Annotated in this window: 23 protein-coding genes; 10 read left to right on the forward strand and 13 right to left on the reverse strand. The window is 52.2% G+C overall.

Features of this window, described 5'->3' with window-relative positions:
* Positions 1 to 8 precede the first annotated feature (8 nt).
* Positions 9 to 773: a pyruvate dehydrogenase complex transcriptional repressor PdhR gene (gene pdhR, locus Dpoa2040_RS12580; protein ID WP_168641458.1), complete on the reverse strand. Its 765-nt coding sequence runs from the start codon at positions 771 to 773 to the stop codon at positions 9 to 11.
* Between the two features lie 648 nt (positions 774 to 1,421).
* On the opposite strand from pdhR, the gene Dpoa2040_RS12585 reads away from it, so the two are divergent.
* On the forward strand, positions 1,422 to 2,768 hold the full coding sequence (locus tag Dpoa2040_RS12585; protein ID WP_168641459.1) for an amino acid permease: 1,347 nt from the start codon (positions 1,422 to 1,424) through the stop codon (positions 2,766 to 2,768).
* A gap of 71 nt (positions 2,769 to 2,839) precedes the next feature.
* Here the strand turns inward: Dpoa2040_RS12585 and ampE are convergent, their stop codons facing one another.
* Together ampE and ampD are read right to left on the reverse strand one after the other, a co-directional pair.
* Entirely contained in the window at positions 2,840 to 3,694 is an 855-nt protein-coding gene (ampE, locus tag Dpoa2040_RS12590) for a beta-lactamase regulator AmpE (RefSeq protein WP_168641460.1), read from the reverse strand.
* Between the two features lie 6 nt (positions 3,695 to 3,700).
* Positions 3,701 to 4,261 (reverse strand): 1,6-anhydro-N-acetylmuramyl-L-alanine amidase AmpD, encoded by a 561-nt coding sequence (ampD, locus tag Dpoa2040_RS12595; RefSeq protein WP_168641585.1) that lies wholly within the window; start codon positions 4,259 to 4,261, stop codon positions 3,701 to 3,703.
* A gap of 421 nt (positions 4,262 to 4,682) precedes the next feature.
* On the opposite strand from ampD, the gene Dpoa2040_RS12600 reads away from it, so the two are divergent.
* From Dpoa2040_RS12600 to hofC, 5 genes are all read left to right on the forward strand, one after another.
* Positions 4,683 to 5,546, forward strand: a complete 864-nt coding sequence (locus Dpoa2040_RS12600; RefSeq protein WP_042872739.1) for a nucleoside-specific channel-forming protein Tsx — start codon at positions 4,683 to 4,685, stop codon at positions 5,544 to 5,546.
* A gap of 148 nt (positions 5,547 to 5,694) precedes the next feature.
* Positions 5,695 to 6,585 carry a carboxylating nicotinate-nucleotide diphosphorylase gene (nadC, locus tag Dpoa2040_RS12605; RefSeq protein ID WP_168641586.1) on the forward strand — a complete coding sequence of 297 codons (891 nt, stop codon included), beginning with the start codon at positions 5,695 to 5,697 and terminating at the stop codon, positions 6,583 to 6,585.
* 262 nt (positions 6,586 to 6,847) lie between these two features.
* Positions 6,848 to 7,291 carry a prepilin peptidase-dependent pilin gene (ppdD, locus tag Dpoa2040_RS12610; protein ID WP_168641461.1) on the forward strand — a complete coding sequence of 148 codons (444 nt, stop codon included), beginning with the start codon at positions 6,848 to 6,850 and terminating at the stop codon, positions 7,289 to 7,291.
* 5 nt (positions 7,292 to 7,296) lie between these two features.
* Positions 7,297 to 8,733 carry a type II secretion system protein GspE gene (gene gspE / locus Dpoa2040_RS12615; RefSeq protein WP_042874081.1) on the forward strand — a complete coding sequence of 479 codons (1,437 nt, stop codon included), beginning with the start codon at positions 7,297 to 7,299 and terminating at the stop codon, positions 8,731 to 8,733.
* A 9-nt stretch (positions 8,734 to 8,742) separates the two neighbouring features.
* Positions 8,743 to 9,948, forward strand: coding sequence for a protein transport protein HofC (hofC, locus tag Dpoa2040_RS12620; protein ID WP_168641462.1), 1,206 nt, complete (start codon positions 8,743 to 8,745; stop codon positions 9,946 to 9,948).
* 25 nt (positions 9,949 to 9,973) lie between these two features.
* On the opposite strand, the gene Dpoa2040_RS12625 is transcribed toward hofC, so the two are convergent.
* A complete protein-coding gene (locus Dpoa2040_RS12625; protein ID WP_042872745.1) occupies positions 9,974 to 11,014 on the reverse strand; it encodes a GMP reductase in 1,041 nt (346 codons plus the stop codon).
* 181 nt (positions 11,015 to 11,195) lie between these two features.
* On the opposite strand from Dpoa2040_RS12625, the gene coaE reads away from it, so the two are divergent.
* The 3 genes from coaE to yacG are packed head-to-tail and all read left to right on the forward strand — an operon-like array spanning position 11,196 to position 12,846.
* Entirely contained in the window at positions 11,196 to 11,822 is a 627-nt protein-coding gene (gene coaE / locus Dpoa2040_RS12630; protein WP_042872746.1) for a dephospho-CoA kinase, read from the forward strand.
* Positions 11,815 to 12,564, forward strand: coding sequence for a cell division protein ZapD (zapD, locus tag Dpoa2040_RS12635; RefSeq protein WP_042872749.1), 750 nt, complete (start codon positions 11,815 to 11,817; stop codon positions 12,562 to 12,564). The genes coaE and zapD overlap by 8 nt, the downstream gene beginning before the upstream one ends.
* Positions 12,565 to 12,624: 60 nt before the next feature.
* Positions 12,625 to 12,846: a DNA gyrase inhibitor YacG gene (gene yacG / locus Dpoa2040_RS12640; protein WP_042872751.1), complete on the forward strand. Its 222-nt coding sequence runs from the start codon at positions 12,625 to 12,627 to the stop codon at positions 12,844 to 12,846.
* Positions 12,847 to 12,927: 81 nt separating this feature from the next.
* Here the strand turns inward: yacG and mutT are convergent, their stop codons facing one another.
* The 3 genes from mutT to secM form a co-directional block, all read right to left on the reverse strand.
* Positions 12,928 to 13,329 (reverse strand): 8-oxo-dGTP diphosphatase MutT, encoded by a 402-nt coding sequence (gene mutT, locus Dpoa2040_RS12645; RefSeq protein WP_128569785.1) that lies wholly within the window; start codon positions 13,327 to 13,329, stop codon positions 12,928 to 12,930.
* Positions 13,330 to 13,395: 66 nt separating this feature from the next.
* Complete coding sequence (secA, locus tag Dpoa2040_RS12650) at positions 13,396 to 16,089, reverse strand: preprotein translocase subunit SecA (RefSeq protein ID WP_042872756.1); 2,694 nt, start codon at positions 16,087 to 16,089, stop codon at positions 13,396 to 13,398.
* 95 nt (positions 16,090 to 16,184) lie between these two features.
* Positions 16,185 to 16,691 (reverse strand): secA translation cis-regulator SecM, encoded by a 507-nt coding sequence (gene secM / locus Dpoa2040_RS12655; protein WP_042872758.1) that lies wholly within the window; start codon positions 16,689 to 16,691, stop codon positions 16,185 to 16,187.
* Between the two features lie 27 nt (positions 16,692 to 16,718).
* Here secM and Dpoa2040_RS12660 point away from each other — a divergent pair, with 27 nt between their 5' ends.
* Positions 16,719 to 17,249: a DUF721 domain-containing protein gene (locus tag Dpoa2040_RS12660; RefSeq protein ID WP_042872759.1), complete on the forward strand. Its 531-nt coding sequence runs from the start codon at positions 16,719 to 16,721 to the stop codon at positions 17,247 to 17,249.
* Positions 17,250 to 17,256: 7 nt separating this feature from the next.
* Here Dpoa2040_RS12660 and lpxC read toward each other — a convergent pair whose 3' ends face one another.
* The 6 genes from lpxC to murC all read right to left on the reverse strand — a co-directional run bounded on the left by lpxC (position 17,257) and on the right by murC (position 23,214).
* Positions 17,257 to 18,174 (reverse strand): UDP-3-O-acyl-N-acetylglucosamine deacetylase, encoded by a 918-nt coding sequence (gene lpxC, locus Dpoa2040_RS12665; protein ID WP_042872761.1) that lies wholly within the window; start codon positions 18,172 to 18,174, stop codon positions 17,257 to 17,259.
* Positions 18,175 to 18,268: 94 nt separating this feature from the next.
* Complete coding sequence (gene ftsZ / locus Dpoa2040_RS12670) at positions 18,269 to 19,420, reverse strand: cell division protein FtsZ (RefSeq protein ID WP_042872763.1); 1,152 nt, start codon at positions 19,418 to 19,420, stop codon at positions 18,269 to 18,271.
* A 73-nt stretch (positions 19,421 to 19,493) separates the two neighbouring features.
* Complete coding sequence (ftsA, locus tag Dpoa2040_RS12675; protein WP_013319461.1) at positions 19,494 to 20,750, reverse strand: cell division protein FtsA; 1,257 nt, start codon at positions 20,748 to 20,750, stop codon at positions 19,494 to 19,496.
* Positions 20,747 to 21,601 carry a cell division protein FtsQ gene (gene ftsQ / locus Dpoa2040_RS12680; protein WP_168641463.1) on the reverse strand — a complete coding sequence of 285 codons (855 nt, stop codon included), beginning with the start codon at positions 21,599 to 21,601 and terminating at the stop codon, positions 20,747 to 20,749. The genes ftsA and ftsQ overlap by 4 nt, the downstream gene beginning before the upstream one ends.
* Before the next feature lies 1 nt (position 21,602).
* Complete coding sequence (locus Dpoa2040_RS12685) at positions 21,603 to 21,746, reverse strand: hypothetical protein (RefSeq protein WP_168641464.1); 144 nt, start codon at positions 21,744 to 21,746, stop codon at positions 21,603 to 21,605.
* Between the two features lie 7 nt (positions 21,747 to 21,753).
* Positions 21,754 to 23,214, reverse strand: a complete 1,461-nt coding sequence (gene murC / locus Dpoa2040_RS12690) for a UDP-N-acetylmuramate--L-alanine ligase (RefSeq protein WP_168641465.1) — start codon at positions 23,212 to 23,214, stop codon at positions 21,754 to 21,756.
* Positions 23,215 to 23,226 lie beyond the last annotated feature (12 nt).

Here is a 23,226-nt window from a genome sequence, read left to right on the forward strand (position 1 = left end):
TCGACGGTCTAATCCTTGCGTTGCTGGAGCCGGCGTAACGAGCGTTCCCGCCGACTATGTTCCCGGTTAAGTTCCAGCAATACTTCCTCAATAAAAGCCAGATGACGATGCGATGCTTCGCGTGCTTTTTCTGGCTCGCGGGCAACAATCGCCTCAAAAATTCTGGCACGATGGCTACTCACCTGCGTCAGCACTTCACGACTCAGATAAAGCAACTCAAAATTCTGTCTGACGTTTTGTTCGAGCATCGGTCCCATACAGCGTAACAGATGCAACAGCACCACGTTATGCGCCGCCTCGGTCACCGCTACCTGATAATGCATGACCGCCTCTGATTCCCCTTCCAGATCGCTGGCTTCACGCGCCGTTTCAATCTGGGCATGACAATCACGGATGCGCTGCAAATCCTCTTCTGTGCCACGCAACGCGGCATAATAAGCAGCAATACCTTCAAGGGCATGACGGGTTTCAAGGAGGTCGAACTGAGATTCTGGATGATTACTCAGCAGTTCCGCCAGCGGATCGCTAACACTCTGCCAAAGATTGTTCTGGACAAAGGTACCGCCACCCTGACGGCGTAACAGTAACCCTTTTGCTTCCAGCCGCTGAATCGCCTCGCGTAGCGAGGGACGGGAAACCTCAAACTGTTTTGCCAGTTCGCGTTCCGGCGGCAACTTTTCACCGGGGCGCAAGGTTCCCTCAAGGATCAAAAACTCCAGTTGTTGTTCAATCACATCTGACAGTTTGGGTTGACGGATCTTGCTGTAAGCCATGTGAATTCTTCCCGGCGAAAAAGCGCGGAGTCAATTGGTAATACCAATTTCAAAAACATGACGCACAAAGTAACAAAGTATTCACCTTCTGTCTATACAGACCTTGCGTGAAATCACCAATCACCCCACATTTTAACAAATGCCTGGAATATTGTGACAAAAGCGCAAGTAGGTCAGAGGTATGACCATTTCAGAAGGGTATACATTTTAACTTTTTTGAAACCATAATCAGGCAAAGCTGAACCGTTCAACCCGAAACAATGTGAATTAAAATTCATTAAATATGAATTTTAATGAAATAAAAAATGCTATTGCCTTCACTCTGCCTGCCGTTATTCTAGCCTATCGCATTTGTGATATGGATAAGGCGGCTATAACCAGCGCCGGTCCCCCACGACGATAAAAGCGCAAAATCATAACGTACAGATGACGGTGATCATGACATCACACTTTTATGCCATGCCTCGCAATAAATCAGTGCAATCCTCTGCGCTTATCACTATTCTCTGACGCGCGATAGCATCGGCAACAATTTAGGTTTGCCAGCGTCGTAAATATAAAATTACATATACGTAAAAAGACAAACAAACCCGCCCCAACCACACTGTTGGTGGACAGTTTGTCTTGTCATCGGCAGGGGGTAAACACATGCAAGATCAACAAGACGGTACGCTACAACGCGGCCTAAAAAACCGTCACATACAGTTGATTGCTCTGGGAGGCGCGGTGGGTACCGGGCTGTTTCTCGGTATCGCGCAAACAATCAAAATGGCTGGGCCATCCGTCCTGCTGGGTTATGCGATAGGTGGCCTTATCGCATTTTTCATCATGCGTCAGTTAGGCGAAATGGTGGTGGAAGAGCCGGTTGCGGGTTCATTCAGCCACTTTGCCTATAAATACTGGGGCAACTTCGCCGGTTTCGCCTCTGGCTGGAACTACTGGGTGCTCTACGTGCTGGTCGCTATGGCGGAACTGAGCGCCGTCGGCATCTACATTCAATACTGGTGGCCCGGCATTCCCACCTGGGTTTCCGCTGCCGTATTCTTTGTGCTGATCAACGCCATTAACCTCGCCAACGTGAAAATGTACGGCGAATTGGAATTCTGGTTTGCGATTATCAAGGTGGTGGCGATTGTCGGCATGATTGTCTTCGGCGGTTGGCTGCTGCTGAGCGGTCAGGGTGGTCCTGAAGCCACCATCACCAACCTCTGGGCACAGGGGGGATTCTTCCCCAACGGCATCAGTGGTCTGGTGATGGCAATGGCGGTTATCATGTTCTCTTTTGGCGGCCTGGAACTGGTGGGTATTACTGCTGCCGAAGCAGATAAACCGGAAGAAAGCATTCCTCGCGCCACCAATCAGGTCATCTATCGTATCCTGATTTTCTATGTCGGTTCGCTGACTGTCCTGTTGTCACTCTACCCATGGGGAAAAGTGGTGGAAGGCGGCAGCCCGTTCGTCATGATTTTCCATGCACTGAACAGTGAATTGGTCGCCAACATACTGAATCTCGTGGTGCTGACAGCGGCGTTGTCGGTATACAACAGTTGTGTCTACTGCAACAGCCGTATGCTGTACGGTCTGGCTAAACAGGGGAATGGCCCACAGTCTCTGCTGAAAGTAGATAGCCGCGGCGTGCCGGTCGTAGCGATTGGCATTTCCGCACTGGCTACCGCACTGTGCGTACTGCTCAACTATCTGCTGCCGGGCAAAGCGTTTGAACTGCTGATGGCGCTGGTGGTGTCTGCTCTGGTGATCAACTGGGCGATGATAAGCCTGGCGCACTTGAAATTCCGTGCCGCCAAAGAGCGCGAAGGGGCCACAATCCGGTTCAAAGCACTGTGGTTCCCCTTTGGCAACTACCTGTGTCTGGCGTTTATGGCTGGCATTCTGGTGATCATGTACCTGACGCCGGGCATCCAGATTTCCGTCTTATTGATTCCAGTCTGGCTGTTAGTGTTGGGCATCGGCTATCGCTTTAAAAAGCATCAATAATCCGTTCCCTTTCAGTATGGCCGCCGTAGCGGCCATACTGTTTTCGTTGGATCTGTCACCTTATCTCTGCGTTATACCAGCGTACCGTAGATAGTCAGCAACGCCACGACCACCACCAGCGCCAGCGTAACCTTTTTCGCCAGCGAGACTGCCGCTCTCGGCGTAGAAATCGGGTCGCCATGCGATTCCCGTTCCAGCGAAAACTGCGCCAGCTTTGTCAGCACCCAATACTGAGAAGAGTGCACATCCATCATGGCGGCAAACCAGGCCGGCAATGCTTTCTCACCGTGCCCCAGCAACGCATAAGCGGCGCCGGCCAACCGTACCGGAATCCAGTCCAGCCAATGCAGTAAAGTATCGACACCGGAATTCGCCCGTTCCAGCGGTGTATGATGACGGGCCAGGCAGCACTGCCGGGCGCGCAACACGGTGTACCCCACCAATGCCACCGGACCATAAGGCCCCGCCGCGACAAACCAGAACAATGGAGCCAGATAAAAGCGGAAATTTAGCCACAACAACGCATTTTGTAATTCCCTTAGCCGCTCATGTTCGCTGGCATCCAATGGCAAACCATGAATCAACGCCAGTTCCTCGGCCATTTCCCGGCAGGCATCCGCTTCACCGCGCTGAGCAGCCTGAATATAACGATGATAATGCTGACGTGTTTCTCCCGCACCGATGCACAGTACCCCTACCGCAATCCACAGTAACAGCAACGGCAAGCCGAACAGCCAGCCGCTAAGCAACCACTGAGCCACCAGCACCACCGCCATACCCGCGACAGCAAGCAGTAACGTTTGCAGCAACGATGGCGCGGAAAGATGACGGAACACCCGCTCCAGATGGTGATCCAATTGCCAATGTTCACCACGCTTAAACAACCGCTCCCACCCCAGGACCAGCAATAGACTAAACAACGTCATCAGTGATTACTCCCCTTGTTCCGGTAGCGTCTGCCATAACTGTTGATATCGTACCCAATCGAATGCGGGACCGGGATCAGTCTTACGTCCCGGCGCAATATCACTATGCCCGGTAATACGTTCAGGCGTAATACCATAGGTTGCACTCAGCAAGAGGGTAACCTCCGCCAGCCGGGCATACTGTTCTGAGGTAAACGGCAGCATATCGGTACCTTCCAGCTCAATACCAATAGCGAAATCATTACAGTGTTCTCGTCCTTCAAACTGTGATAGCCCTGCGTGCCAGGCCCGCTGATCAAACGCCACATATTGTATGATTTCACCGGTACGTCGGATCAGGCAATGCGCTGACACTCGCAGATGACATATTGCCGCAAAATAGGGATGGTCTTCCCCATCCAGCGTACCGGTAAAGAGTTGATCAATGTAAGGTCCACCAAACTCCCCCGGAGGCAGACTGATGTTGTGAATCACCAGCAAAGAAGGTAACTCCCCTTGCGGACGCTCATCCTGATGTGGTGACAGAACGCGTCTGACACCGGTCAGCCAGCCATGCTCCACTTTCATCAACACTCCTTTTCGTTGCTCTGCCATTCAACAAACCATCATCGCCCCAGTATTTTTTGCCTGACAATAACCGGGCCTCTCACCAGCAGGACTAACCGACTGATTACACTCATTGAGCCAACATCTTACCGCATCTACGATATTCCTGACGGGTTAAAAAAACCTTGTGATTTATCCGCCGTCGCTCGTCAGGGGACGCACACAAACCATGATGTTCCACTCATCTTCTGGTATGCTGCGCCCCTTCTTTTCGGCAAGTACCCGATGATTCCGCCATCACAGGCAAACGTTTTCGTCTTCTGCTTATCGCCGGAAAGTTTTTTCAGCATCTATTTTGTTATTACCGCCCGAATCGCTACTTGCAACCCAGGCAGTCAGGCCGGGGCTGCTGACAATGCGTCGGACAATACAGAGAATCGTCATGAAGAAAATCCTTGCTGCTTGTGCAATCAGCACATTGTCATACAGTTTACCCACTCTTGCAGATAACAACGCGCCGCAATACCTCTCTGATTGGTGGCACCAGAGCATCAATGTGGTAGGCAGTTATCACACGCGTTTCGGACCTCAGTTAAACAATGATGTGTATCTGGAATACGAAGCCTTCGCCCGCAAGGACTGGTTTGATTTTTATGGCTACGTCGATGTGCCAAAAACCTTTGGTGCAGGCAACACGCCTGACCGTGGTATCTGGGATAAAGGTTCTCCGCTGTTCATGGAAATTGAACCCCGCTTCTCGATTGATAAATTAACCAATACACAGTTAGGCTTCGGCCCATTCAAAGAGTGGTACGTCGCTAATAACATCATCTACGATCAGGGCCGTAATAACGACTCACGCCAAAGCACTTGGTACGTAGGTCTGGGCACCGATATCAATACCGGCACCGATCTGTCGTTGTCCGCTAATATCTATGCCAAATACCAGGGGCAGAACTACAGCGCGCCGAATGAAGATCGTTGGGACGGTTACCGTTTCAAAATTAAATACTTCTACCCACTCACGTCGTTGTGGGGCGGCAAGCTGACCTATATCGGCTTCACCAACTTCGACTTCGGCTCCGATCTGGCTAATAACGCCGGTCCGTCTCGTACCAGCAATGCCATTGCTTCGAGCCATATTCTGGCGTTGAATTATGACCACTGGCACTACTCGGTTGTCGCCCGTTACTTCCATAACGGCGGCCAGTGGGCCGACGGCACCGAGCTGGATTTTGGCCGAGGTCCATTCAACGTCCGCACCACCGGATGGGGTTATTATCTGGTGGCCGGTTACAACTTCTAATCCGTTGCTACTTGTCATTACGTATCCCGACTATTGTCGGGATACGGACAAAACTAACGCAATAATGCGTTGAATTGAGATAATATTTAAAAAATACGGCCCGTTAAACGGGATAGCATAAATTCCGAATTTCCCTCGGAGTAGCATGATGACAACACGTCGTTATAGTCAGGAACAGCGTCAGGCTGAGCTGCTCAGCCGCATTGAGCAGGATATCCCCATCAGTGTACAGCTGGCACTGCGTGAAGACCTGGGGGGAGACGTCAACCCGGAGCACGATATCACCGCGCAATTATTGCCAGCAGAAACGGCAGCCAACGCAGTCATTATTACCCGCGAAGCTGGCATTTTCTGTGGACAACGCTGGCTCGACGAAGTGTTCCGCCAGTTAGGCGACCAGATCACTATCGACTGGTTAGTCCGCGATGGCGATATCCTGACGGAAAACCAGCCGCTGTGCCGACTGCACGGGCCGTCTCGCATACTGCTCACCGGTGAACGCACCGCACTGAATTTCCTGCAAACGCTCAGTGGCGTAGCTACCGAAGTCAGCCGGTATGCAGCGATACTGGCTGGGACCCGCACGCGGTTGCTGGACACGAGAAAAACGTTGCCTGGCTTGCGCACTGCACTTAAATATGCGGTATTGTGCGGCGGTGGAAGCAATCATCGCCTCGGCCTGGCGGATGCGTTTCTGATCAAGGAAAACCACATTATCGCCGCCGGCTCTATCAAACAGGCTGTCGAGAAAGCCTTCCAACTGCGTAGCGATGTGCCGGTAGAGGTTGAGGTAGAAACACTGGACGAATTGCAACACGCTCTGAACGCTGGCGCGGATATCATTATGCTGGACAATTTCACTCTGGCGGCCATCCGCGAAGCAGTAACACTGACAAATGGGCGTGCACTGTTGGAAATCTCCGGCAATGTGACATTGCAAACACTGCCGGATTACGCCGCCACCGGTGTTGACTATATCTCGGTCGGCGCACTGACCAAACATGTGCAGGCGCTCGATCTGTCGATGCGTTTCAGTTAATCCCTCTCGTCTCATTACGGCTCAACTCCATCAGCTCGGTGTCTCCGGGTTGATGGTTATCCTGCTCAGGTATTTGCCTTTCCGCCAGCCTCCTTTTGGCTTTACACTGTCATTTTGCGAGCCTGCTCGCCTGTTTTCTGCAACTGCTTATCGTTGCGCCTCCCTGTTTGCATAGCGGATTCCTGATTGAAAATAAGGCCATCGCCAGCCCGGCTTGTTGCCATTATCCTGCCGCCACCAGCCACACCAGGGAACCAACAACATGACACAACAAGGATTTTCATTAATTGAACTGATGGTGGTCATCGTCATCATCGCCATTCTTAGCGCACTGGGGATTCCGGCATATCAAGGCTATCTGCAAAAAGCCGCCATGACTGACATGCTGCAAACCATGAGCGCCTATAAAACCGCGGTGGATCTCTGCAGCCTCAGCAATGCAGGATTAGAAGGATGTAATGCAGGTAGCCAGGGGATTCCAACACCGACAACATCACGCTATGTCAGCGCGGTTTCGATCAATCAGGGCGTCATTACCCTGACGGGTCAATCGACACTGCAAGGACTGAGCGTCATCATGACACCGACTCTGGATGCGCAGAACGGCGCATCTCGCTGGACAAGGGCCTGCCGCACCAGTACCGATGCAGAGAGCCTGCGTCAGGCATGTGAAGACGTCTTTCGTTTTGACGCTACCGGTGGGTGATAATGATGACTCAAGACACACAACATCCTGAGCTACAATTACTCTGCCGACGTTATCACGCTCTGCTGCTGGATATGGACGAACAGGTGATTTCTGTTGCCGTGGCGGGACCGGTTGCGGAAGATCTGATTGCTGCACTGCGGTTCGCCAGCCATCGGCGAGTGCTGGTGGAACAATGGCCCGCCGCACGGCTGGAGCAGCAGCTCACCTCGCCACAGGCTGAAGAGATTACCGCGCCTTATCAAGCCGACGCGGTAACGTCAGAAGAACCTGATGATACGCCAGTAGTCCAGTTCATCAACCAGATGCTGAAACTGGCAGTCCAACGGCGTGCTTCCGATATCCATATCGAACCCTTACCTGCCGGTTATCGCGTCAGGCTACGTATTGACGGGGTGTTGCATGAAATCCCATCCGCCCCGGATTTGCCAGCAAACCGAATGATTGCCCGCCTCAAAATTATGGGGAAACTCAATATCGCAGAACGGCGCTTGCCACAAGACGGCCAGTTCAGCCTCCGGCTGGAACAACACGTCTATTCACTACGCATCGCTACCCTGCCCGTTCAGGGCGGCGAGAAGGTTGTGTTAAGGGTATTGCAGACACAGCAACAAGCACTGGAGCTGGATGCATTGGGCCTGCAACATCACGCGCTACAGCAACTCAAGCAAACGCTAAACCTGCCACAAGGCCTGATTTTGGTTACCGGTCCCACCGGCAGCGGCAAGACATTCACGCTGTATAGCGCTATCCGCTGGCTGAATGACGTCAGTCGCAATATTTGCAGCGTGGAAGATCCGGTAGAGATTCCATTATCAGGAATCAACCAGACTGCTATCCATGCGCCAGGTCAGTTGGATTTCGCCAGAGTATTGCGCGCTCTACTGCGCCAGGACCCAGACGTGATCATGATTGGCGAAATCCGCGATGCCGAAACCGCAGAGATTGCCGTCAAGGCTGCACAGACCGGTCATCTGGTCCTGTCCACCCTGCATACTAACTCTGCTCTTGATACGCTGGCTCGTCTGGAGCATCTGGGCATCCCCGGTTATTTACTGGCCGCTGCGCTCAAACTGGTGATCGCCCAGCGACTGGTCAGACGATTATGCCCACACTGTCGCCAGTTGGACGAAGATATGACGACCTTGCCTGATACGCTATGGCGCGGCCCACTACGGCAATGGCGGGCGTCAGGATGTGAACACTGCTTTTCCGGTTACTACGGTCGGGCGGCTATTTATGATCTACTACCGATCACACCTGAGATACAGCAGTCCTTGTCCGGCTCTGCCGCATTATCTGACAACGGCCTGCCACTCCCCTTACAACAACGCCCCTTACGACCGGACAACCGACTGCTCTCCGCCGGGCTGGCGCTGGTTCACGAAGGCATCACCTCGCTGGAAGAAGTCTATCGTGTTGTAGGGGATGACATTGAATAGGGACTGTTTATGGCAGTACAAAAACTCTACCACTGGCAAGCGCTTCGCAGCGATGGTGAACCTTGCTCCGGCGAACGTATCGGCTTTGGGCGGGGGGAGATTTACCAATACCTGCTGGAACTTGGCTACCAGCCTCTGCACCTGAAAACCGGGCAGTACCTAACCCAGCGTTACTGGCAAGGTCCCCAGTTATCAATCATCATCCGGCAGTTAGCTACACTGCTACAAGCCGGATTACCGTTACTGGATGCACTGGACCTACTTGGCCGTCAGAACGAAAAAGCAGGCTGGCGCTGCCTGTTGCAGGAAGTCCGCCTGCAAGTCGGTCAGGGGCGTTCGCTGTCAGAAGTGCTATTGGATTATCCCGATGTCTTCCCGGTAATGTGCAGCTCGTTGATATCTGTCGGCGAATTGACAGGAAAACTGGATGAATGCTGTGCCCGATTGGCAAATTACCAGGAGATGCAACACCAGTTAACGGGAAAAGTTATAAAAGCCTTGCGCTATCCGGTGTTTGTCGTTGTTGTAGGGCTACTGGTCACACTACTGATGCTGACGCTGGTGTTACCGGAATTCGCTGAATTGTACGCCTCCTTTGGCGCGCCGCTTCCCTGGCTAACGCGCATGATGCTGGGTTTATCGGATGGATTAAGCCGTTATGGTGCGCTGTTGTTCACTTTTCCTACGGTAATGTTACTGGCTTATCGGAAATTACGGCGGCAAAAAGTAGCATGGCAACAACGAGAGCAGCAGCTACTACTGAAACTACCACTGCTATCCACACTGGTACGAAGCCATTGTCTGAGCCAAATTTTTCATGCCTTGGCTATGACACAACAGGCGGGATTGACACTCCCATCCGGACTCAGCGCGGCTGCAACATTAAACAACCCGGTTTACCGGCAATCGCTCGCGGAGCTCCAAAGCCAGCTTGAACAAGGCATTCCACTTGGGCAAGCCATCCATGGTTATCCGTTGCTTTACCCTGCGCCCTGCCAGCAACTTATTAGTGTCGGAGAGGAAACAGGTGCGCTGGATCAGCTATTTGCCCGACTGGCAGGCTGGTATGAAAATCATACCCGACAGTTTGCAGATACACTGACGCAAACACTGGAACCGTTATTGCTGGTCATCGTCGGCGGACTGGTGGGAACGCTGGTCATCGCCATGTATCTGCCGATTTTCCAGTTGGGGAATGTACTGGCAGGCTCCTGAGCTTACCAGTACATAACAATGCGGCTCAGCCATTGAACACTGGGTTTTCCTGCTCGGCAACACGAATAAAGGTGGTTCGTTTGGTCAGTTCTTTCAAGCGTGCCGCTCCCACATAAGTACAGGCGGAACGCAATCCACCGAGGATATCGCGTACCGTATGTTCGACTGGGCCACGCAACGGCAAACGCACCGTCTTACCTTCCGCCGCGCGGTATTCGGCAACACCACCAACATGCCGCTCCATTGCTGAGGCAGAACTCATACCGTAAAACAGCATCATTTTGCGGCCATCTTCTTCAACAATATCACCACCACACTCTTCATGAGCCGCCAGCAACCCACCCAGCATCACGAAATCAGCACCGCCGCCAAAGGCTTTAGCCACATCTCCTGGCACGGAACAGCCGCCGTCACTGACAATTTGTCCACCCAGACCATGAGCCGCATCAGCACACTCGATCACCGCTGACAACTGCGGATAACCAACGCCGGTTTTTACTCGCGTCGTGCAAACAGAACCGGGGCCGATCCCCACCTTGACAATATCCGCCCCCGACAACAACAGTTCCTCCACCATTTCACCGGTCACCACGTTACCGGCACAAATCACCTTATCAGGGAAGACATCGCGTGCTTTCTGCACAAAATTAACAAAATGTTCCGAATACCCGTTAGCGACATCAATACAGATAAATTTCAACTCCGACGATAACGCCAGAATCTGCTTCATCTTCTCGAAATCGCCATCAGAAGTTCCACTCGATACCATGACATGACGTAAAACGGCAGCAGGCGTGCTATCGATAAACTGTTGCCACTGCGCTACGGAATAGTGCTTATGTACGGCTGTCAGCAACTCAAACGACGCCAGTACCCGCGCCATCTGGAAAGTCCCCACTGTGTCCATATTGGCTGCGATAATGGGTACGCCAGACCAGTCGCAACCCGCGTGCAGGAAGCTAAACTCGCGTGTCAGTTCCACCTCTGCACGGCTTTTCAGCGTGGAGCGTTTAGGACGAATAAGCACATCTTTAAAACCCAGTTTAATATCTTCTTCAATACGCATGATGAACGACCCAATGAAGTGAGGATAATGGTTCAGGGAAGAATGGGCGATAGTGCACCGACTTATACAGTGCACCTACTCATAATGATAATACGCCCGAATAATCCAGCGGCAAGACTGCGATTTTCCCTCAATTTGGGCTAAAATCCGATAAATTTACCCAGCCATTTAATTGATTACCATGGCATACATCGTCGCGCTGACAGGCGGCATAGGAAGCGGGAAAAGCACGGTTGCTCAGGGATTTGCGAAGCTTGGAGCCACCATTATCGATGCGGACGTGATCGCCCGCCAGGTGGTTGCGCCGGGACAATCCGCATTCGCCGCTATCGTAGAACATTTTGGTCGGGAAATATTACAACCAGACGGTACATTAAATCGTAGCGCTCTGCGTGAACGCATTTTTTCTAACCCGGAAGACAAACGCTGGCTCAACGCCTTGCTGCATCCAGTGATCCAGAAAGAAACCCGGCGTCAGCTCGCAGCCGTTAGCACCCCTTATGTATTATGGGTGGTGCCATTACTGGTGGAAAATCAACTCCAGGGAAAAGCCCACCGCATTCTGGTGGTAGATGTCCCTCTGGAAACACAGTTACAGCGCACCATGAGCAGAGATGGTGTTTCCCGCACTCAGGCGGAAAATATTCTGGCATCGCAGGCTAGCCGTGAACAGCGATTGGCCTGCGCTGATGATATTATCGATAACAACAGCAATCCGAGCTTACTGGCTCCGCGGATTGCCGCTCTACATCAGCATTATCTTGAGCTGGCCGCATCCGCAACCGACAGGACGACCTATAATGAGTGACGTTTCCTCAACAGTTCTTTTTGAATATCCGCTAAATGAAAAAATGCGTACCTGGTTACGCCTGGAATTTTTACTGCAACAAATGTTCGACAACCACGACCTGAAAGACATCGGTGTTGCTCTAACGTTTTTCCGCGCCGTGTCGGAGTTACTGGATATTCTGGAACGGGGAGATGCTCGCCCAGACCTGCTCAAAGAGCTGGAACGCCAGCAACAGAAATTAGCGCAATGGGGTGAACTGCCGGAAGCGGATATTTTGCGTATTAACACGTTACGTCAAAAATTACGCAACCTGTCCAGCGAACTGATTGCTGCTCCGCGCATGGGGCAAGGGCTGCGTGAAGACAAATTAATCGGCATGGTACGCCAGCGTCTGAGTCTGCCAGGCGGATGTTGCAGCTTTGACCTGCCCACCTTGCATATCTGGCTACACCAGTTGCCTGAGCAAAAACAGCGACACATCAATATTTGGCTGGAGAGCGTATTGCCGCTTAAACGTTCACTCGACAGCATACTGGAGTTGATTCGCCATGCGGGTGCCTTCAAAGAGCAAACCAGTCTTAACGGTTTTTATCAGGATAACGCAACCGATGCTGACCTGTTGCGTTTAAGGATTGGTCTTGAGCATCAGCTCTATCCGCAGATATCTGGTCATAAGACTCGTTATGCCATCCGTTTCCTGCCATTAGATAGCGATGGGCAAACCCCTGCACGGCTGGAATTCGAGCTGGCATGTTGCTAGGCAAGCCTTTGCTTGCTGGCGATAGCTGTTTTTCTAAAGATAGCTGTTTTCTGGAACTAAATGTTTTCTGGAGATAAATGCACCGTGGATGACGAAATGAGCGTTGTAAAATGCCCCACCTGTACCAAGGCGGTGGAATGGAGTGAAAATAGCCCTTATCGACCATTTTGCAGCAAACGCTGTCAATTGATCGATTTGGGGGAGTGGGCTGACGAAGAAAAACGCATTCCCAGCGCGGAAGATGTCTCTGACAGCGACGCCTGGGGTGAAACACAGCACTGAACCCAATATCGCGTCCTGCCATTCATAATCTCGATTCATGCCAGCAGGCATGAATCGTTGAAAAGAAAACCCGGCTTAGGGCTACACCACGCCTGCTTTCAATTGGCGAATCATCTCAACGTTGGCCGGTGGAAACTCTTGTTCATTCAATTCATCAGCCGTTAACCAACGAGAAGGCTGACCTTCACGACCATACGGCTCGCCATGCCACTGTTCTACTAAAAAGAAGTGCAACGTAATCAAACGCTCCCCGGCAGAAAACGTCTTGCTCCCCAGTGATTTCGGATTAATTACCTCAATCCCTACTTCTTCATGCAGCTCACGTACCAGCGCCTGATCCGGTGTTTCTCCCTCTTCAACCTTACCGCCGGGAAACTCCCATTTTCCGGCCATGTGTACCCCAGCCGGACGACAGGCAATGAAAAATTCCCGCTGCGGATTGCGGATAATCCCTACCGCCACAGATAAAGTCTTTTGCATCATTGTCCTTTCAACCAGTAAAAAGGCGGTCAATGACCGCCTTTTGAATATATCACTACGCTCTTCGCTTTACTTCTGAAGGCGCCCATGACACTGCTTATATTTTTTACCCGAACCACACGGGCAAGGATCATTACGACCGATTTTACGATCAGCATAAGGCGAATCGCCAGCCACGTCATCCTGATGGCTCAACTGCTGCTGGCGAGCCAGACGTTCAGCTTCGTCACGACGCTGCTGTTCCATTGCTTCAATTTCTTCCGGCATCCGCACCTGAACTTTGCTCAGAGTACTGATGACTTCATATTTGAGGCCTTCTAGCATAGCGGCAAACATCGCGAACGACTCACGCTTGTATTCCTGTTTCGGATCTTTCTGTGCATAACCACGCAGATGAATCCCCTGACGCAGATAATCCATTGCAGCCAGATGCTCTTTCCACAGCGAATCCAGCGTTTGCAACATCACGCCTTTCTCAAAGTTACGCATGACATCGCTGCCGACCACTTCCTCCTTACGACGGTATACATCTACCGCCTGCTCGTAGATACGCTCGCGCAACGTTTCTTCGTGCAGTTCTGGTTCCTTATCCAGCCATTCGGCAATCGGCAGTTCGAGGTCAAAATCATTTTTCAGACGCTGCTCCAGCCCTGGAATATCCCACATTTCCTCCAGAGACTGGGGGGGGATATGAGCATCAATAGTAGCTTTGAACACGTCTTCACGAATGCTGTTGATGGTTTCGCTGATATCAGAGGCATTCAACAGCTCATTACGCTGGGTGTAGATAGCACGACGCTGATCATTAGCCACATCATCATATTCAAGCAACTGCTTACGAATATCGAAGTTGCGGTTTTCTACCTTACGCTGCGCATTGGCTATCGCTTTGGTTACCCAAGGGTGTTCAATCGCTTCGCCTTCTTTCATCCCCAGTTTGCGCATCATGTTAGACACACGATCCGAGGCGAAAATACGCATCAGCGCATCTTCCATCGACAGATAGAAACGGGAGGAACCTGGATCCCCCTGACGACCAGAACGGCCACGCAACTGGTTATCAATACGGCGAGATTCATGGCGTTCAGTACCGATAATATGCAAACCACCCGCTGCCAACACGTCATCATGACGTTTTTGCCAGTCTGATTTGATAGCGGCAATTTGAGCGTCATCCGGGCTTTCCAGTTGTGCTACTTCAGCCTGCCAGCTGCCGCCCAATACGATATCCGTACCACGGCCCGCCATGTTGGTAGCAATAGTTACCGCGCCAGAGCGTCCGGCCTGAGCCACGATATCCGCTTCCATCGCATGGAATTTCGCGTTCAGCACGTTGTGCTTGATACCGGCTTTGGTCAGCGCATGTGATACCACTTCGGATTTTTCGATAGAAATGGTCCCCACCAACACCGGCTGCCCTTTGGCTGTACGCTCCTTAATATCGTCAATGATGGCGTTGATCTTTTCCTGCTCGGTCATATACACCAGATCCGGCAGGTCCTTACGGATCATTGGGCGGTTAGTCGGCACCACAATGGTATCCAGCTTATAAATCGAGCTGAATTCAAACGCCTCGGTATCTGCCGTACCGGTCATCCCGGCCAGTTTTTCGTAAATGCGAAAGTAATTCTGGAAAGTGATCGAAGCCAGTGTCTGGTTTTCGTTGTTGATCTTGACGTTTTCCTTAGCCTCCACCGCCTGATGCAAACCATCGGACCAACGACGCCCTTGCATGGTACGACCGGTATGCTCGTCAACGATAATCACTTCGTCGTCTTTAACGATGTAATCGACGTCACGGGTAAACAGTGCATGGGCACGCAATGCCGCCGTCACATGGTGCATCAGCATGATGTTAGCTGGCGAATACAACGACTCACCTTCTTCCATAATACCGCCCTGCACCAACAACTCTTCAATTTTAACCAGACCACGTTCGGTCAAGTTGACCTGGCGGGCTTTCTCATCCACCGAGAAATGACCTTCACCCTGGAAGGTATCAGAGTCCTCTTTCTCCTGACGGATTAGATGCGGGATGATCTTGTTCACCTGCATATAAAGCGTGGAGCTGTCTTCTGCCGGACCAGAGATGATCAACGGAGTACGCGCTTCATCTATTAGGATGGAGTCAACTTCGTCCACCAGGGCATAATACAACTCACGCTGCACGCGCTCTTCCGGGCTGAACGCCATGTTGTCGCGCAAGTAGTCAAAACCGTATTCGTTGTTGGTGCCGTAGGTGATATCGGCCGCATAGGCGGCACGTTTGGCTGGCGCCGGCATACCCGGCAGGTTGATACCAACCGTCAACCCTAAAAATTCGAACAGCGGGCGGTTGTTTTCAGCATCGCGCTGCGCCAGATAATCGTTGACGGTCACCACATGCACACCGCGGCCAGTCAAGGCATTGAGGTAAGCCGGCAGCGTTGCAGTCAGGGTTTTACCTTCACCAGTACGCATTTCTGCGATGCAACGCTCATTCAGCACCATGCCGCCTATCAACTGCACGTCGAAGTGGCGCATACCAAAAACACGTTTACTGGCTTCACGTACTACGGCAAAGGCTTCGGGCAACAATGACTCCAGGGTTTCACCTTTCTTGATACGGTCACGAAACACCTGGGTTTTCGCCTTTAGCTCATCATCGGAGAGTTTCTCCATATCCGGTTCGAGGCGATTGATCACATCCACAATTTTGCGCATACGACGCAACGCACGGTCATTACGGCTACCGAAAACTTTAGTCAATAATTTGATTAACATAGTAATTTTTTCTCAATAGCGCCAGTCTATCAATGCTGGCACGACATCACAAAAAGAATCTACGGCCACTTGCCGTAGGGTAAACACTGCCGAGATCAGGCTAAGGCCGGCCCGGCACGGATACCCTGAACCTGCGCTAACCACAGGCCGGTATGATAGGAAGGTGAAACATGAACTGGCGCCAGCTCGGCGCAACAGGAAGAATTGTGCGGAGTTGCCTCACTCGTCAGCAAGGCATTCAGTGTTTCCAGTAATACCTGGTGGTGTAATCTGGAAGCTTCTGCGGTTTCAACTACAGTAGCAGGTGGAGTGAAAGCAAACGACAGGTGACGGATCACCGTACGGATAGCATGTTGATGCCAGAAATCGTGACTGAATAACGAACGCCGGCGAGAATCTTTTAACGCCACCAGATCGGTGAGATTGAAATAAGATATATTTGGTCGGCTAACTGTCGAGGCGGAATTGGGTTCGGTAGCAGCATCACGCGATTCGGTGAAATTAGCAGGCAGGCCGAGCGTTGCCGCCACCATCCCCAGCAGTAGGTGAGGCCAAAAATAACGTCTGCCAAATTGTCGCCAACGATTTAAAATACCAATCACAAGTTTCTTTCCGTCGGAGCCTGCGTTATGCGTGATAACCGTCCACAATCACTGGAGTCATTTTTTGATGGTGCATCGCAAACCGGGTCAGGCCCGCTACACGATATTCAACAACGTGCGCTCGCACTGCTAAAGCTCAATCGGGCGGTTCATGCTCTGTTGCCGACAGCGCTACGTCCGTATTGTCGGGTAGCCAACTATCGCCATGGACTGCTGGTGTTGGAAACCGCCAGCGCCAATTGGTTAATGCGATTACGCTATGAACAACCCGCCCTGCTTTCCGCCCTGCGCGCACAGATACTACCATCATTGGCGGCGATCGACATCAGGATTAATCCAGCGCTGGCCGCAAAAATGCATGAAAACGAAAAAACTCATGCTGCCAAGGCAGTGAATGAAGCGAATGAAAAGACTACGACAACTACAAGAATTCTTAGTACGCAAAGTGCGGAAATATTGAAGGGGTTGGCGGAACAAAGCCCGGAGCGGTTACAGAAGATATTAAAACGACTGGCTTCACTGGCCGGAGAGAATACCAGCAAAAACCAGTCGTCATAGTGTTATATCAGGCCAGAACAGTAGACGGGGCTTTGAAAGCCAGCGGCATTTCAGCTTCGTCTTCAAAGGTCACGAATTCCCATGCTTCCTGTTTAGCCAGAACAGCCTGTAGCAGTTTGTTATTCAATGCATGGCCGGACTTGAACGCCGTGAATGCACCAATAATATTGTGGCCGCACATGAACAGGTCGCCAATCGCGTCCAGCATCTTATGCCGTACGAATTCATCGTCAAAGCGCAAACCGTCCTCGTTCAGCACACGGTAATCATCCACCACAATCGCACAATCGAAGCTGCCACCCAGACACAAGCCGCGAGACTGCAGATATTCGATATCGCGCATAAAACCAAAGGTACGCGCGCGGCTGATCTGGCGCACAAACGCATCGGCGGAGAAATCCAGCTTGAAGCGCTGTGAACCGGCATCAATCACTGGGTGATTGAAATCGATGGTGAAATCAAGGCTAAACCCGTTGAACGGTTTTAATTCTGCCCACTTGTCGCCGTCTTCTACACGTACAGGTTGCTTGAGTCGAACAAACTTCTTGGCACAGTTCAGCTCTTCGATACCAGCATCCAGCAGCAGGTAAACAAACGGACTGGCGCTACCGTCCATGATCGGAATTTCAGGCGCATTCACTTCAACAACAATGTTGTCGATGCCTAATCCCGCCAGAGCCGCATTCAGATGCTCCACCGTTGAAATACGCACGTCATGCTCATTAACCAGGCAAGTACAGAGCATGGTATCACGCACGGATTTGGCATCAGCCGGAAAATCAACCGGTGGATTCAAGTCAGTACGACGATAGATGACCCCGGTATTTGCCGGTGCAGGACGCATAGTCAGGGTGACTTTTTTGCCGGTATGAAGACCGACCCCTGTCGCCTGTACGATACGTTTTAATGTACGTTGTTTGATCATCGTATTATCTCGCATTCATCTGAACCTACGACCTCAGATTACACTAAGGCCGGCGGCACAGTTTAGCACAAAGAGCGGAGATTCCAACCAGACCTTAGTCCGCCTGCTTACGCAGGAAAGCAGGAATATCAAGATAATCCGGCTCTTTATTGGTCTGCACGCTCTGGTCGTTTACCACTTTGGCGGCAGGTTTTTCCTGCGTCAGCGGTGCCATGCCATGTTGTTGATAGCGGTGATCCATAACCGGCTGGCTGCTTTGCTTGTTGGTAACCAGCGTAATTTCAGGACGTTTGTCCATACCGATACCGGTCGCCACCACGGTCACCCGCAGTTCGTCATTCATATCTGGGTCCAGCGACGTACCAATCACTACCGTTGCATTATCAGATGCAAATGCGCGAATGGTATTACCAACCGTTTCAAATTCATCCAAACGCAGATCGAAACCGGCAGTAATGTTAACCAACACACCACGAGCGCCTGAAAGATCAATGTCTTCCAACAGAGGACTGGAAATCGCCATTTCCGCCGCTTCTTCCGCACGATCTTCACCACGAGCCACGCCGGACCCCATCATGGCATAACCCATTTCAGACATCACGGTACGCACATCGGCGAAGTCTACGTTCATCAGACCCGGACGGGTAATCAGTTCGGCAATGCCCTGTACTGCGCCTTTCAGCACGTCGTTAGCCGCACCGAACGCATCCAGCAGAGAGATGCCACGGCCCAATACTTTCAACAGCTTATCATTGGGAATAGTAATCAGCGAATCAACGTGCTTGGACAGCTCCGCAATCCCCTGTTCGGCAAACGCCATGCGCTTTTTGCCTTCAAAATTAAAGGGCTTAGTGACAACCGCAACAGTCAGGATGCCCAGTTCCTTAGCAACTTCCGCCACCACTGGCGCAGCGCCGGTACCGGTACCACCGCCCATGCCCGCTGCGATAAACACCATGTCCGCACCATCCAGAGCAGAACGCAATGCTTCGCGATCTTCTTCGGCGGAATTGCGGCCTACTTCTGGGTTAGCACCCGCCCCCAAGCCTTTGGTGATGCCGCTGCCGATCTGAATGGTCTGGCCGACCGCCGTTTTGCGCAGTGCCTGAGCATCGGTGTTAACCGCAAAGAATTCAACACCTTCGATGCGTTCACGCACCATGTGTTCGACGGCGTTACCGCCGCCACCACCGACGCCGATGACTTTAATCACCGCGTCGTTGGTTAACTCCATTGGTTCAAACATAGTTTCTCTCCGTCTTGTGCCTGTATTACTTCAAGATCAAAAAAGTCGTGCTAATGATCTCTTTTGATAAACGTTAAAATTCCTTTCTCAGCCAGCTGTTCAGGCGTTTAAACCAGTTGCTGACCGAAGCGCGTTTCTCAACTTCGTGTTCGCCACTCAGATGAGACTCTTTGCCGTAATGCAGCAGCCCCACCGCTGTCGAGTAATAGGGCTCCTGCGCATAATCCGTCAATCCGGTGATATTCAGCGGCTGGCCGATACGCACTTGTGTATGGAACACACGCTGCGCGCAGGCCGCCAGGCCGTCGATTTGCGCCGCACCACCGGTCAGCACGATGCCTGCTGCCAGATGATGCTTCACACCTTGCTGACGCAACTGCTCCTGCAACTGCAACAGTTCGTCATTCACCAGATTCAATAATTCGGTATAGCGGGGTTCAATTACCTCCGCCAATGTCTGACGCTGCAGACTACGCGGCGGACGCCCGCCGACGCTCGGCACTTCCACGGTTTCATCCTTGCTGACAATAGAACCGAGTGCGCAACCGTAACGCACCTTAATCGCTTCCGCATCCGTGGGGGGCGTGCCAAACGCATAGGCTATATCGCTGGTGACGACGTTACCAGCATAAGGAATCACTTTTGTGTGACGCAGCGCGCCGCCGGTATACACCGCCATATCCATGGTGCCGCCACCGATATCCACGACACACACACCCAGTTCACGCTCGTCTTCGGTCAATACGGCATAACTGGATGCCAGACCGGCGAAAATCAGTTGATCCACCTTAAGACCACAGCGTTCCACCGCTTTAACAATGTTCTTCGCCATGTCGTTATGACAGGTGATCAGATGTACCTTGGCCTGCATCCGCACGCCAGACAACCCAACCGGGTTTTTAATCCCTTCCTGATAGTCGATGGCATATTCCTGTGGGATAACATGCAAAATTCGATGCTCATCACGAACCCGGACAGATTTGGCCGTATGCACCACACTTTCTACATCGTCCTGCGTCACTTCTTCTTCAGAGATAGGCACCATGCCAATCTCGTTCTGGCAGCTAATGTGCTTGCCGGACAACGCCAGATACACCGAAGAGATCTGGCAATCAGCCATCAGTTCCGCCTGGTCGATGGCGCGCTGCACGCATTTGACCACCGATTCCAGATCGTTGACGCCGCCTTTATCCATGCCCCGTGACGGGCAGCTTCCCACACCGATGATATTGATCATGCCATCAGGCAGAACTTCACCGACCAGTGCAGCGACTTTTGCTGTACCGATTTCCAGCCCAACTACCAGTTTTCTGTCCGTCGACTTGATCATTGCTGTTTAGCCTGTGCCTGATTCTGTTGCTGAGTACTGTTTTTTTGCTGATCAATGTCTTTTTGCTGATCAATAAATGCCGGGCTCCAACCTACTGCAGCGCCGGTGTCATACCGTAAGTCAACATAATTAATCCGCTTGTTTTCATTTTGAGCCTGCCGCTGCAGCAACGGATAAAGCTCCAGAAAACGCGCCAGACGCCGACTTCTGTCATCACGCCCCAGTTCAAGGCGGACGTCATTATCCAACCCAACCTGCCATGAATGACGCGCGGTCATCGCCACCATCTTCACGGTAAATTTGCCTGCCGCGAGTGTCTGGCTTATCTCGCGATATCCCTCCAGCACATCTTCCTCGCCCCCTTCCGGGCCGTACAACATCGGCATTTTTTGATTGCCGATACGCTCAGCGGGAACGCTAAACGCGCTACCTTCGCTGTCAACCATAAACTGATCATTCCAGCGCGCAAACGGAACAAATTCAACCAGATGAATCTTTAATTCGTCTGGCCACTGCTTACGTACGCTGGCCTGTTTGATCCAGGGCAAGCGTTCAATCTGCTGCTGAATGACATTGACATCCTGCGTCATGAACGTGCCGGGCGGCCCCAGCGACAAAATCGCCTGACGAATATCGTCATTGGTGGTGTAGTGCCGTTCTCCGGTCACCACCAATCTGGATAGTGGCAAACGGCTGGCATCTTTCATCCAACCCAGCACCATCCAACTGCCCCAAAGGATGGTACCGGCCACCATCAACAGGAAAAAAATCCCTGCCAGCTGACTACCATTACTGCGTCGCGCGCCTTTTTCCTGCTCACGTCCGCGTGTATTCAACGCCGCCTGCGACATACTAATTCGCTAACTCCACAACGGGTACGCGGCGGTAACCGTTGTCTGTCATGACCGGACACGAAATAGCGGCATAACCAACCTCAACCGGCCAGTGGCCGATTTCACAGTGGTCAGTCATCACTACCATCACGAACGTAGTCATCCTGTTCTCAGTCTTTGGTCTTTGCCTGCAGGCGATTTTCCGCCAGCCGACGCGCCAGTTTGCCAATGTTGCCAGCGCCCTGAACCAGTATCAGATCATCACCCTGCAACGCCTGCGCCAGCAGCTCAGGCAACGTCTCCACATCCGGCACCATGATCGGATCGATTTTTCCACGACCACGAATGGTACGACACAGCGACCGACTATCTGCACCCGGAATCGGCGCTTCACCAGCCGGATACACATCCAGCATCAGCAACACATCTACCTGCGACAACACGTGAGCGAAGTCATCATATAGATCCCGCGTACGGGTATAACGATGCGGCTGAAAAATCATCACCAAACGCTTATCAGGCCAGCCAGCACGCGCCGCCTTGACGGTAGCGTCCACTTCCGTCGGGTGATGTCCGTAATCATCCACCAACATGGCGCTGCCGCTTTTACCGTTGACCGACTGCAGCGAGAATTCGCCCAGAAAATCAAATCGACGCCCGGTCCCCTGAAAACGCGCCAACGCCCGCAGGATAGCCTCGTCATCAATACCTTCTTCCGTTGCCACAGCTACCGCCGCCGCCGCGTTCAGCGCATTGTGACGGCCCGGTGCATTCAGCGTCACGTTGAGCAACGGCTTACCCTGACGCGCCAGCGTAAACAGCCCCTGTGCTCCGACCTGACGGTAATCGGCGACGCGTACATCCGCATCATCGCTAAAACCGTAGGTCGTGATATGGCGCCCTACTTTCGGCAACAGTTCACGAATCACCGCATCGTCAAGGCACATCACCGCATGGCCGTAAAACGGCAGGTTGTGCAGGAAGTTGATGAACGTCTGCTTGAGGTTCTCAAAATCGCCCTGATAGGTGTCCATGTGGTCGGCTTCGATGTTAGTCACAATCGCTACCATCGGCTGCAAATGCAGGAACGACGCATCACTTTCATCCGCCTCTGCAATCAGATAACGACTCGACCCCAAACGGGCGTGCGTTCCCGCTGCCTTAACCAAACCACCGTTGACAAACGTTGGGTCCAGGCCTGCTTCCGCGTAGATACTGGTCACCATCGCGGTGGTCGTTGTCTTGCCATGCGTACCGGCAATGGCGATGCCATGGCGAAAGCGCATCAATTCTGCCAGCATCTCTGCCCGGCGAATCACTGGAATACGGGCCTCATGAGCCGCGATAATCTCCGGGTTGTCTGCCGTAATAGCGCTGGACACCACCACCACACTCGCGTCGTTCACATTTTCCGGGCGGTGATGGAAATAGATCCGTGCGCCCAGATCGGTCAATTGCTGAGTCACCGCATTAGGCGCCAGATCGGAACCGCTGATCTCGTATCCTTCATTAGCCAGGACTTCGGCGATACCGCCCATGCCAGCACCGCCGATGCCGACAAAATGGATGTGCCGGACGCGGTGCATCTCAGGCACGATTGAACGCAGTTTCGCCAGTTCTTGAGTATTCACTATTTTTTATCG

The organism is Dickeya sp. CFBP 2040 (assembly GCF_012273755.1).
In the GTDB taxonomy this organism is placed as follows: Bacteria; Pseudomonadota; Gammaproteobacteria; order Enterobacterales; family Enterobacteriaceae; genus Dickeya; species Dickeya poaceiphila.